Source organism: Gluconobacter wancherniae NBRC 103581 (assembly GCF_007988885.1).
Classification (GTDB): Bacteria; Pseudomonadota; Alphaproteobacteria; order Acetobacterales; family Acetobacteraceae; genus Gluconobacter; species Gluconobacter wancherniae.
This window is the reverse complement of sequence record NZ_BJUZ01000001.1, coordinates 324,283-336,291: the sequence shown is the minus strand read 5'-3', so window position 1 is coordinate 336,291 and position 12,009 is coordinate 324,283. Positions and strand designations below refer to the sequence as shown.

Below are 12,009 nucleotides of genomic sequence, written 5' to 3'. Positions count from 1 at the left end.
TTACTGGTGTGTATTGAAGATGCGCCGACCTATATGAATTACCATGAGTGATGTGCATCTTCCCGCCCCGCCTGCCGCAGTTATGAGCGAGATCGAGAACACGCTTCTCGATCAGGGCTTTACCTTTCTGCGCGCAGCAACGACGCGCCCGCTTCTTGAGAGTTATGGCCTGACGGACTGGTCAGGCTTTGCCGATAGCTGGAACCGGCTGGGGCTGGATCGATACATGGCCGATGGCGGCCGATATCGTCGTAGGCGCTATGCGACATTCTCCATTTCTCCAGAAGAAATCCGCCGCAAAAAACATCAGCCTCATTATCAGAGCCGCGACCATAATCTCCTCAATGGTGGTGTCGAGCGCTGGTTCCGTCAGATTGAAGACGGGATTGCCGATCACCCCGTACTGCAATCCGTGCTCCATTCATTCAGCCGCATGGCAGACAAACTGACGCCACATGTTGAACGTCCGCCAGTCTGGCATGCGGAGGTACATCAGTTTCGCATCGAGGCAAGTCCGGAAAGTGAGGGCCTCCCCACTCCGGAGGGAATGCACCGCGATGGCGTGGACTGGGTGATGGTCCTGATGATTGGCCGTGAAAATGTCGAGCAGGGCATCACGACCATCCACGGGGCTGACCGCGAAATGCTGGGCTCGTTCACACTGGTAGACCCCATGGATGCAGCATTGGTGGACGACCACCGCGTCTATCACGGCGTGACGGCCGTGAAGCCTGTGGATGTGACGAAGCCTGCCCATCGTGATGTTCTGGTGGTGACACTGCGCCACGAATGAAATTACGTGACAACATGGATCGCACAATGCGTTTTCGTGTTAGGATGCAATGATGTCGATCCTGCAGCTTTCCTCACGTTGTTCGGCTCTCGCAGCCCTTCTCTTTGCCCTCTCGCCGCTGGCATCTGCCGCGACGCATGGTCATCATAGCGCGCGCAAGCATGGCGCCTCGGCCTTTTCAGGCAGCCGTCCGGTCATTCTGACCGCAAATCCCGGAACCGCGCTGGACGTTGATGCACGCAAGCTGAATGAGAGCGACCTGCAGGATGCTGCAAAGCATCATGACGCCCCCGTCGTGCTTGTAGGGTCTGCCCCGCTCTCATCCGGCAAGAACGACGAGGCTCTTTTCGTCCAACTTCAATCTGCACGCCTTTGCGGATCAGCAGGCTGCACGACATCTGTATATTTGCGCCACAACAACAAATGGACGACCGTTCTTGATTCGGTGAATGGCGATATTTCCGTTCTTCCGACACGCCATCGCGGCATGAGCGACCTGCTGGTCGGCAAAAATGACCGCTGGATCTGGGACGGCCACCAGTATCAGGACACGCTGAGCGCACCACCGATGCCAAAGATGAATGGCCCCAACTAACCAGTTTTCAGGAGTTTGTGGAGCGGGTGAAGGGAATCGAACCCTCGTATGCAGCTTGGGAAGCTGCCGTTCTACCATTGAACTACACCCGCACTCGGCTTTGCCTATAATCGCTTCTGCCGTCGCCTGCAATCCATTGCAGAGAGGTTGACGCCTCTTCCACATCGCAGCATAGTCCATGCCGTCTTAGGGACCATAAATCCCGAATGATCCTCGTGATTTGAGCGGCCGGCTTGCGGCGAGGCTAAATAACTGCGCTAAAGAGGCCCTGTGTCTTAATGACTCCAGGACTTCCACGGCCCGCCAAAACGCCACTCGCAAAAATTCAGCGAATGGCCCGATGGAGGGACTGAACATGTCTTCAAAAAACTGGCGTACCGCAACACGCCTTCTTCACGATGCCCCGAACCGTACCGAGTTCGGCGAGACATCTGAAGCAATCTTTCTGACATCCGGTTTTGTATATGATAGCGCCGAACAGGCTGCTGCAACCTTCACCGGCGATGTCGAGCATTTCCAGTATTCCCGTTTTGGAAACCCCACGGTCGACACCCTGCAGGAACGTCTGGCACTCCTCGAAGGCGCTGATGCGTGTATCGCCACATCCACTGGCATGGGCGCAGTGTCGTCAGCCCTTTTGGCTCACGTCAAGACTGGCGAGCGCGTGGTTGCATCCCGTGCGATCTTTGGTTCCTGCTACTGGATCGTCACATCTCTGCTTCCCCGCTATGGCATTGAAACCGAACTCGTCGATGGTGACGATTATGCCGCTTGGGAAAAAGCCCTCTCCCGCCCGACAGCCGCGGTTCTGATTGAAAGCCCCTCCAACCCGATGCTGGACGTGCTGGATATCCGGCGCATCGCCGATCTTGCCCACAAGGCAGGTGCATTGCTGATGGTCGACAACGTGTTTGCATCCCCGCTTGGTCAGCATCCGCTGAAGCTCGGCGCCGATGTAGTACTATATTCATGCACAAAACATATCGATGGTCAGGGTCGCGTTCTTGGTGGCGCCGTTCTGGGTTCTGAGACATGGATCAAGGAAACGCTTCAGCCCTTCACTCGCAACACGGGCAATGCGCTTTCGCCCTTCAATGCATGGATTCTGTTGAAGGGGCTTGAAACCCTTCAACTCCGCACAAAAGCCATGGCTGCCAACGCGGCCACCGTTGCAGATGCTCTCGCAGCTCTCCCTGGGGTGGTTCAGGTCCGCTATCCGGGCCGCGCAGACCACCCGCAGGCCGAAATTGCGCGCCAGCAGATGAATGATGGTGGCTCTCTTGTGGCTTTTGAAGTCGAGAATGGACAGGCTGGCGCTTTTGCATGTCTCAATGCATTTGATCTGGTCGCTATTTCCAATAACCTCGGAGATGCCCGGACCCTCGCGACACACCCCGCGACGACAACACACATGCGTGTCAGCGCGGAAGAGCGTGCAAAACTGGGCATTACTGCAGGCGTGATCCGCCTGTCTGTTGGTCTTGAAGATGCTGCTGATCTGATTGCAGACCTGACCCGTGGCGTCGAAGCTGCACGTCAGGCCTGACAAACGTGCATGATAGCATTAAGAAGGCTGAATGTCCGAAAATCCATCCCAGCCTGAACTCATGAGTGACCCTGAACACGCCCTTGCTGAAGCTATGGAGAGTGCTCCACGCTTCAGCGCGACCACAAAAGGCGTGAAAGTCACGGTACGGACATTCTGGCTGGACGACCAGTCCCAGCCAGAAGAACACCGGTTTGCGTGGGCGTATCACATCACCATCGAAAACGGCAGCAAGCACACGGTTCAGGTGCTCTCCCGCAGTTGGGAAATCGTGGATGGGCGCGGTCGTGTCGAGCACGTCCATGGTGACGGCGTGGTCGGCGAGCAGCCCGTTATCGGACCGAAAGAGGTATTCGAATACACTTCGGGTGCAATGCTGGAAACGCCAACAGGCTTCATGAGCGGGGTTTATCACATCTTCCTGCCCGCCTCCGCCAGCCGCTTTGATGCCCAAATCCCGGCCTTCAGCCTCGATAGCCCGCACCACATCGACCTCATTCACTAAGCATATCGCACGATACGTGTTGATGCGGGCATCTTGACGGAAAAGGCTCGGCAGCCCATTCCTGCCCCCATGCGTATCGCTGCCCTTCTTCTCGCTGCCGGTCGTGGCCGGCGTTTCGATGCTTCACCCTCTGCGTCCGGCTCCAGCAAGCAGTTCCGGATGCTTAGGGGGAAACCTGTCATCCGCCGGGCAGCACTCGCCCTGATGCCGCATGTCGATGTTCTGCTTCCTGTGGGCGATGATCCCTTGCTCGCTGAGAGCCTTGCAGGTCTGGACATTCTTCCGGCAGTCGCTGGTGGCGCAGAACGCCATGACAGTGTCCGGGCTGGGCTGGAAGCCCTGGCTCTGCTCCCTGAGCCACCAGATCTGGTTCTGGTTCATGATGGTGCCCGTCCCTGCGTACCTGCGCAGGTCGTGCAGAACGTTATCGATGCTCTCAAGCAGCATGAGGGCGTGATCCCTGCGGTCGCAGTCATCGACACGATCAAAAGCGCCAGAGATGGTGTCATTACCGGCACTGTTCCGAGAGACGGATTGTGGCGTGCACAAACCCCACAGGGCTTCCGTTTTCAAACCCTGCTTGAACTTCACCGCACCCATCGCGATGCCCGCACCGACGATGCAGCCCTGCTTGAACAGGCTGGCCATCCGGTCGCAATCGTGGCGGGTTCGGAAGACAATATCAAACTGACTGTTGCGGAGGACCTGATGCGTCTTGAAGGTGTAATCGACCGAAACCTGCTGCCGCGGGTTGGTCTGGGCTACGACGTCCATGCATTTGAGGAAGGCCGCAAGCTCATCCTCTGCGGCATCGAAATCCCCCACACGAAGGGCCTGGCCGGCCATTCAGATGCAGATGTGGGAATTCATACGCTTTGCGATGCAATTTACGGCGCGTTGGCAGAAGGCGACATCGGACGTCATTTCCCACCGACCGACAACGAGTGGAAGGACATGGATTCCGCCCGTTTCCTTGTTCATGCCGGTGAGAGAATCCGTGCACGCGGCGCCATGCTGGTCAACGCAGACATCACCCTGATCTGCGAACGCCCCAAGATCGGCCCGCATGCAGAAACCATGCGCCAGCGTCTTGCCGATCTCCTTCAGGTCAAGGTGAGTCGCATTTCGGTGAAAGCCACAACGTCAGAACGCCTTGGCTTTACGGGCCGGGAAGAAGGCATTGCCGCTACGGCAACCGTGAGCATCATGGTTCCAGAAGACGAAGAAGCCTGATCGTAGTTTCCAAACTGCCTCTGAAAAACCCGGAGCTCAAAAGGCTCTGGGTTTTTTATTGGAAAATAGATGCCCGATTTGCGTCACTGAACGCAGGCTGAAGGATTTATATAACGGGAATGCTACATCCCGCTTCTATCCTGCCCGATGACGACACGCTTTATCAGGCGCTGCTGACGCGAGACCCGGCATATGACGGGCATGCGTTTGTCTGCGTCAAAACCACAGGGATTTTCTGTCGGCTCACCTGCCCTGCCCGAAAGCCAAGAAGGGAAAATGCGTCTTTTCAAGCAACGATCGCCGCATGTTTTGAAGCTGGCTTTCGCCCCTGTCAGCGTTGCCGCCCACTCGATACGATAAAGCGCCGTGAGCCAGCGGTTGCCAAACTGCTGGATCTGCTGGACCAGAACCCCCACCATCGCTGGTCAGAGCAGGACATTGCCCGCCATAGGCTGGACCCCTCGACTGTCCGTCGCGCCTTTCGGAGATATGTCGGGATGACATTTCTGGAACTGGCACGCCTGAAACGCACAGGACTGGCAATGGCCCAGCTCTCGGAAGGAAGCAGTGTTCTGGCAGCTCAGCAGGAAGCCAGTTATGAATCCGCCAGTGGCTTCCGGGACGCATTGCTGCGCCTCATCCGTGAAACGCCTGCGAGCCTCAAACACCGCACCCTCCTTAACGCAGGCTGGATCGATACCCCGATCGGAACCATGCTCGCAGTTGGAGATTCCTCAAGGCTTCATTTGCTAGAGTTCTGCGATCGGAAGGGACTACCCAACGAGCTCAATCGCCTGCGAACGCTTACAAAATCAGCAATCGATTTCAAGGAAACACCAGTAATCGAGTCTATCGGCAACGAACTGACCGACTATTTTTCCGGCCGTTCTGCTGCTTTTCATACCTCCATCGCGCAGATTGGGAGCGCATTTACACGGACCGTATGGGACTTCCTGCGGACAATTGAGGCAGGTAAAACCATTTCTTATGGCGAAATTGCACGTCAGATGGGCCAACCAACGGCAAGTCGAGCAGTTGCACGGGCAAATGGTGCAAACTCACTTGCCATTATCGTACCTTGCCATCGCGTCGTAGGGGCAGATGGGTCCCTGACCGGATATGCAGGCGGCTTATGGCGTAAACAGTGGCTTCTTACACATGAACGCAAACATGGCTTCTGTTCGAAGCCAATCAAAACGACAGATCAACCGTGAATGGCGCAGAAAACAACAATAATGGGCGTAGCAGCAAGCATGAGCCACGCCCCCATCGAGCAGGTCTCAACGAGACGTCGACTTATTCTATGCAACGAACGGCATTCAGATGCATGCATGACTTAAACTCCTCGAAATACAGCGTCAGATGATCTGAGATTGCACGCCCCTCTTCCTGAAGCGAGTTGCCAATTATCTCGTTCTGTCACCCGACACGCCTCTACTCCGCTTCGATTGTGGCAAGATAACGCCACAAATCGTGCGTTTTCGGACGCATGTTTCAAACGTGACGATAAAGACGCAGGTAGTTCATAGCTGTGCGCAGATCTTCCGCACGTCTGTCGATAGCCTGCTGAAGCTCTGCGTCCCCCCCCCATACCGAGAGTTGATGCTCCTCATCAGCACAGGCCACAGACCGCGCCTGGCCTTCATTTATGCCATCGGAAACGACAGCCAAAGATAGCAGGAGGCTTCCCAGGGCCTGCGTCAGCACACCCAAAACCGTGAGTGATGCTTCATCCTGCTCAGCCAGCAGATGCCTGACGGCGGCATAATAAGCATCGGACTGCTCAACCGGCATAAGGCCATCTGTTACATTTGGATGGACTGCGTGATGATTAAGCCATGAAAAGACGTGCTCATGCGCTTCAAGATCACGGCCATACGCGCGGTAACAAAGGCCATCATCAACAGCGAATCTGAACAGTGCTTCCCGTGCTGCCATAAGATCAGGACGAACACGCTCGATCATTGTTCCGGCCATACGTGTCAATGGCAGGTCTTCGGGCGTAAAAGCTGCCCCCTCGGCAATGCTCTTCCATTCGTCCGCAATTGCATCAGCCAGTGCATGAGACTGCACAGACAAAACATGCCCCTGTGGCAAGCGAATGGGGCGACCATCCAACTGAGGCGTGAAGCCTACTTCGTCCTGCTTTACCGAGACGAGACTCCAGAACCGTTTGCGCGCACTCAATGCAGAACTCCCAGAGCGCGAAGAATGTCGCTCGCATGTGAATGATGCTGCGTCAGTGCCGGAACGGCCGGCCCCGGCAAACCTTCTCGCGCTGCATTAAGCGCAGTTCCACACGGGTCAGCGGGAGGCGCACCTCCTATTGTAAGATTGAAACTTCCCGTTCCATCCCGTGCCTGCTGCGCATGAAGATCAGGAAGCCTGCCGGTCACCAGGACGGAGGCAGATGCACCAGCTCCTGCGAAATCAACAGAAGGCACAAGATGCAGAATCACATCTTTTGTTTCGAGTGAAAGCTGCCCCGTTCCGGCAGTTGAGAAACGGCCAGACTGCAATCCGAATGTGTCGATCAGAGCTGTGCCATCGCCAAGCGTCATATGAATACCCATACACCGCAGCGGACGCGACCCATCTCCCAACAGAGACGCGGCCCCAGGTCCTGCCAGGCCAGCAAGGATCTTGCCATCCATGTTGCCGTCAACCACCGATAGACCCAGATGGCCTTTCAGCGTTTTCTGGAGGGCCTCGATACTATCGCCTTCTCCCGTCAGTGCCCCAACAGCCTGTACCGGGCCGCTAAGGAGCGCGGGCAGCCCAAGGAGCCGCTCCATCAGTCCCGATGGTAGGATCAGCGGCTGAAAGAGCATGACAGCCTTCACGGGCTGTGCGCCTGCGTCCAGATCCAACTCGCCCGACATGTTCGTGCCCTGCCCCTGTCCACTGATAGGAACAAGGCGCAAATGGCCGCCTGACAGCGTCAGATGGGTTTTGAGGTCTGTGTAATCATGCCTATAAAAATGCGCCTGATCGATTGAAAGGTGCAGATCCATATCCTGCGCCTGAAGACGGCGGACAAGCAGGGAACTCTCCCCCGGCGCACCACCCGACAACAAGCCACTGTCATGATGAGGGTTCCGGGCTTCAGGAGAAGGCGTGCCAGATGGAGCAACAATTTTCTCTGCCTGTCCCGCCATGCCGGGGAGCATGACTGGCTTTGACGTAGTGGCAGATGTTGGCTGCTTCTGCCAAAGCCCCTGCAATGCATCCAGATCAAGGACAGCAGCGTGGATTTGGCCTGTGATCAGAGGCGGACTGTCTCCCGACTGCACAGCCGCAAGCTCACCATCAACCGAAGCTTCCTTGCTGCGCAGGGACAGACCACTCAGATGCACGTCCTTCAGGCCCGTCGTGTCTGCCACGGATTTCAGAGACACATCGTTCAACAATGCGCCCGGCAGATGCAGGATATGCGCACCACCTTCAAGCGTCAGATGGCTGCTTTGCGCCCCCACCGTCCCGGCAAGGTGAAAAACAGCCCCGTCCTGCGCGTTAGTCGGGGGGGTGGAATTGGAGAAATTCAGCGCGGACGAGAGTGTCAAATTCTGACTGCGAATTTCAAATGCCACAGGCAGCGCGCTTTGCAGATGACTCTGCCATGCCGCCGTACTCTGCTCCAAGGTGCCTGCGCTCCCCTGAACGCGCCACGCTGCGTTCTTCCAGCTGACATCGCTTCCAACGGCAAATTCTGCTGCAGGTCCATCCGCATCCAGATGAACGTTCGAGAGGTACACATCCTCGCGCAGAGCAGCCTGCCCCACGTGCAGATGCACGCGCGTCGGACGTATCCCATGCACCAACGCCCGAAAAACCTCAGGAACGCTCCGGAATGACACGTTAACGGGGCCAACATCATCTTCTATGGTCAGAAGACCACCAATACCCTGTACGTCCGGCAAGCCTGCATTTGGAAACAGTCGATGTGCATCTCTCAGGGACGGCCACTCTCCCTGCAAGGTCAGGCTGATGCCATGAAGATGCCGTGCATCGCGTATCTGTCCATCGACATTCAGCCAGTCACGCCGGGGCTCGGTACCGAGCGTCGTTCCAAGACTAAACGTCCAGGGGAGAGAGCCGTCGCGGAGAAGCGCAAGTGTTCCCACATGCCCCTGCATCGTAAAAGGCGTCCCTCCGTGAGCTCCCTGAAGACTGATCCACGGGCTGGGGCTGCGCAGACCTGCCAGATCGAGCAGCCTGACATCAAATCCACCACTCAGCCCGGAAACACTGTCTTTCCATTCCACGCTGCTATTTGTCAGATGGAGGGCGTCAACAGAAATATCCCAGTGCGCATCCACACGCTCTCCCGCACGCGTCGGAACTGGCAGGTTCACAGACTGAGCGGAAGGTGCAGGTGTCAGCGACCAATTGTACTGACCATCTGCATTGCGAAGCAAAGACAGACGGGCGCCATCGACAACAAAATCCTGCAGCCTCACTTCACGGTGAAGAAGCGCGAACATCGAAATACCGGCATGCACTGAACGAGCTGTCAGCAAAGGCTTCTGACCGTCATTGACCATGACGACATTCCCGGCCTCGAATGAAGGCCAGGGCAAAAGCTGGATCGTTGAACGTTCCATCTGGAGCGTGAGCCCCGTTTGGTGATGCAAAGCGGCAACCACATTGCGTCGCAGGGCGGCCTGATCGATCAGCATATGCGCTGCGACACTGGCGCCCACCATCACCACCAGCAGTACGATCAGTGCTCCGGCAATCTTTTTCATCGCGTTGCGCCTTTGCCTTTCACGCGCTTGGGAGCAGGCGTGTCACCCGCAGTGAAGCCCAGCGCCTTAAAAGTCTCACGCATATGTTGCGGCAATGCCGCCGTGACAGTCAGACGACCACCCGCAGGATGTGGAATATCGAGTTCACGGGCGTGAAGGTGCAGCCGATCCGTAAATCCTTCCGGATGTGCAGCCTTGCCGCCATAACGCGGATCTCCCAGAATCGGCGTGCCAATTGTCTCGCAGTGCACACGAAGCTGATGTGTGCGGCCCGTCAGGGGAGAGAGAGCGAGCCACGAGAGCTTCTTGCCGGCAGAATCGAGCGTTTCGTATTCACTTTTGGCCGAAGCAGCATCTTCTTCATCACGCGAAGCAGCGATCACAAGGGCAGCCCCACCTGCCCCGATCTTGGCAAGCGGTTGGTCGATAATACCGGAATCAGGTGTCGGGCGACCAACGACCACGGCCCAGTATGTCTTGCGAATATCACGACCACGGAAAGCCGCAGCGAGTTTGGCTGCAACACCTGGCGTGCGGGCAATCAGCAGAATGCCTGACGTATCGCGGTCAATACGATGCACCAACCGAGGTCTGTCGCCACCTTCTTCGCGCAGGCCTTCGAGCATCATATCGACATGCTTGGTGATGCCTGGGCCGCCCTGAGTCGCGAGGCCTGACGGCTTGTCGAGCACGATCAGATGGTCATCACGATAAATGACCATCTTCTCGATCTCGCGCGCAAGCCGCGGATCGGGCGGCGGCGGTGGGGCTGGCTGGCTGATATCGGGAAGCGGCGGGATGCGCACGCTCTGCCCGGGTGCAAGGCGCATGTTCGTCTGAACACGCCCCCCATCCACGCGGACCTGCCCCGTTCGGCACAGCTTCTGGAGCGCACCCTGCGTCAGGTTCGGGTAATGGCGTCTGAACCAGCGATCGAGGCGCAGATCGGCCTCGTCTTCGGTCACGATACGGTTAACGACTGTCATGGCTCGCGGGATGCCCGTTTGGCAGCCCGGATGTCCAGAAGTTTTCTGATTTTTCCTTCATGACCTCGCTCAGTAGGACGATAAAGTGTCGCCCGTTCCATGCCATCTGGGAAATAATTCTGTCCTGAAAATGCGTCTTCAGTGTCATGATCGTACTCATAACCCTTGCCGTATCCGAGATTACGCATGAGCTCGGTCGGAGCATTTCGGATGTGGGCAGGCGGTATGAGGCTACCGGTCTGACGCGCAAGCTGACGCGCAGCTTTATACGCCACATACACAGCGTTCGACTTCGGCGCCGTGGCCAGATGCGTCACGAGTTGAGCAAGCGCCAGTTCCCCTTCAGGCGAGCCGAGGCGCTCGTAAGTCTGCCATGCCGCAACCGCCAGCGGCAGGGCCGAAGGGTCCGCCTGCCCCACATCTTCTGCCGCAAAACGCGTCAGTCGGCGCGCGATGTAACGCGGGTCTTCTCCGCCTTCGAGCATACGTGCAAACCAGTAAAGCGCCGCATCAGGATCACTTCCACGAAGAGATTTATGCAGCGCGGAAATCAGATTGTAGTGCTCGTCCCGATCACGATCATAGAGAATGGCCCGGCGCGACAGTCTTGCCGCAAGATCACGAGGCGTCAGCAGCCGATCGGTATCGAGCGCCACAATCTGCTCGACCATATTCAGAAGATAGCGACCATCCCCGTCTGACATGGCACGCAGACTCGCACGCGCTTCCCGATCCAGCGGGAGCCCCCGCCCCGTCGCCTTTTCTGCGCGAACAAGCAACGCGTCCAGACTGGCATCATCAAGGCGGTTCAGCACCAGAACCTGGCAACGGGACAGCAGCGCTCCATTCAACGCGAAGGAAGGATTCTCCGTCGTGGCACCAATCAGAACGACCGTTCCGCGCTCGACATAGGGCAAAAACCCATCCTGCTGCGCACGGTTGAAACGATGGATCTCGTCGACGAACAGTAACGTTCCCTTGCCGGTTGCTGACTGCCGCATGTCGGCTTCATCAAAAGCCTTTCGCAGATCCGCAACACCAGAAAACACTGCCGAAATTTGCGAGAAGTAAAGATCCGCCCGACCGGCCAGCAATCTGGCAATCGTCGTCTTACCGCACCCCGGACCACCCCATAATATCAGGCTAGGCAGCGTGCCTCGGGCCAGCATGCGTGTAATCGTGCCCTCAGCGCCAAGGAGATGCTCCTGCCCTCGCACATCCTCGAGGGAGCGAGGGCGAAGGCGGTCGGCGAGTGGCTGCGTTCGAGGCGCAGAGCGTGGTGCCATGCGCGGCGCTTCGACATTTCTATCAGAACGACGCTCCTGACCGTGGCGCTCGCGCTGCCCTTTGTCTGGCGTGCCTCCAAACAGATCGGTCATGTCCGCCATTCTTGAAGTCTCCTGATACCCTGAGGGGGATCATAGACCTCTCAGCAGAACTGCGGAACCTTGCTGGTCGACACACTCTGCAGAACGGAAATTTCAAGCCGTGCAGGCGGAAGGATTGTCCAGAATTTCCGCAGGAAACAGTACCTTCCCGACATCATGCAAAAGGGCTGCTTTCACAACCTGCCTGCCATGTGAAGGCAATGTCGATATGTCTG

11 protein-coding genes, 1 tRNA gene and 1 riboswitch are annotated in these 12,009 nt (G+C 57.2%); of the genes, 6 read left to right on the top strand and 6 right to left on the bottom strand.

Annotated features, from left to right (window positions below):
• The first annotated feature begins 43 nt into the window (after window positions 1-43).
• Both GWA01_RS01520 and GWA01_RS01515 read left to right on the top strand, forming a co-directional pair.
• Window positions 44-793 carry a 2OG-Fe dioxygenase family protein gene (locus GWA01_RS01520; RefSeq protein WP_146793333.1) on the top strand — a complete coding sequence of 250 codons (750 nt, stop codon included), beginning with the start codon at window positions 44-46 and terminating at the stop codon, window positions 791-793.
• Between the two features lie 49 nt (window positions 794-842).
• Window positions 843-1,388, top strand: a complete 546-nt coding sequence (locus GWA01_RS01515; protein WP_244945709.1) for a hypothetical protein — start codon at window positions 843-845, stop codon at window positions 1,386-1,388.
• An 18-nt stretch (window positions 1,389-1,406) separates the two neighbouring features.
• On the opposite strand, the gene GWA01_RS01510 is transcribed toward GWA01_RS01515, so the two are convergent.
• Window positions 1,407-1,480: transfer RNA gene (locus GWA01_RS01510), tRNA-Gly, on the bottom strand.
• Between the two features lie 110 nt (window positions 1,481-1,590).
• Window positions 1,591-1,670, top strand: a riboswitch (SAM riboswitch).
• A gap of 73 nt (window positions 1,671-1,743) precedes the next feature.
• On the opposite strand from GWA01_RS01510, the gene metZ reads away from it, so the two are divergent.
• The 4 genes from metZ (at window position 1,744) to GWA01_RS01490 (ending at window position 5,886) form a co-directional block, all read left to right on the top strand.
• Window positions 1,744-2,934, top strand: a complete 1,191-nt coding sequence (metZ, locus tag GWA01_RS01505) for an O-succinylhomoserine sulfhydrylase (protein WP_186819419.1) — start codon at window positions 1,744-1,746, stop codon at window positions 2,932-2,934.
• A gap of 31 nt (window positions 2,935-2,965) precedes the next feature.
• Window positions 2,966-3,439, top strand: a complete 474-nt coding sequence (gene apaG / locus GWA01_RS01500; RefSeq protein WP_146793329.1) for a Co2+/Mg2+ efflux protein ApaG — start codon at window positions 2,966-2,968, stop codon at window positions 3,437-3,439.
• Window positions 3,440-3,508: 69 nt separating this feature from the next.
• Complete coding sequence (locus tag GWA01_RS01495; RefSeq protein WP_146795400.1) at window positions 3,509-4,672, top strand: bifunctional 2-C-methyl-D-erythritol 4-phosphate cytidylyltransferase/2-C-methyl-D-erythritol 2,4-cyclodiphosphate synthase; 1,164 nt, start codon at window positions 3,509-3,511, stop codon at window positions 4,670-4,672.
• A 119-nt stretch (window positions 4,673-4,791) separates the two neighbouring features.
• Entirely contained in the window at window positions 4,792-5,886 is a 1,095-nt protein-coding gene (locus GWA01_RS01490) for a bifunctional transcriptional activator/DNA repair enzyme AdaA (RefSeq protein ID WP_146793327.1), read from the top strand.
• Window positions 5,887-6,166: 280 nt separating this feature from the next.
• On the opposite strand, the gene GWA01_RS01485 is transcribed toward GWA01_RS01490, so the two are convergent.
• From GWA01_RS01485 to GWA01_RS13340, 5 genes are all read right to left on the bottom strand, one after another.
• On the bottom strand, window positions 6,167-6,859 hold the full coding sequence (locus GWA01_RS01485; RefSeq protein ID WP_146793325.1) for an ATP12 family protein: 693 nt from the start codon (window positions 6,857-6,859) through the stop codon (window positions 6,167-6,169).
• Window positions 6,856-9,420: an AsmA family protein gene (locus tag GWA01_RS01480; RefSeq protein WP_146793323.1), complete on the bottom strand. Its 2,565-nt coding sequence runs from the start codon at window positions 9,418-9,420 to the stop codon at window positions 6,856-6,858. The genes GWA01_RS01485 and GWA01_RS01480 overlap by 4 nt, the downstream gene beginning before the upstream one ends.
• A complete protein-coding gene (locus tag GWA01_RS01475; RefSeq protein ID WP_146793321.1) occupies window positions 9,417-10,406 on the bottom strand; it encodes an RluA family pseudouridine synthase in 990 nt (329 codons plus the stop codon). The genes GWA01_RS01480 and GWA01_RS01475 overlap by 4 nt, the downstream gene beginning before the upstream one ends.
• A complete protein-coding gene (locus GWA01_RS01470; protein ID WP_146793319.1) occupies window positions 10,403-11,794 on the bottom strand; it encodes a replication-associated recombination protein A in 1,392 nt (463 codons plus the stop codon). Before GWA01_RS01470 ends, GWA01_RS01475 begins: the two co-directional genes overlap by 4 nt.
• A gap of 93 nt (window positions 11,795-11,887) precedes the next feature.
• Window positions 11,888-11,971, bottom strand: a complete 84-nt coding sequence (locus GWA01_RS13340) for a hypothetical protein (RefSeq protein WP_369693723.1) — start codon at window positions 11,969-11,971, stop codon at window positions 11,888-11,890.
• Window positions 11,972-12,009 lie beyond the last annotated feature (38 nt).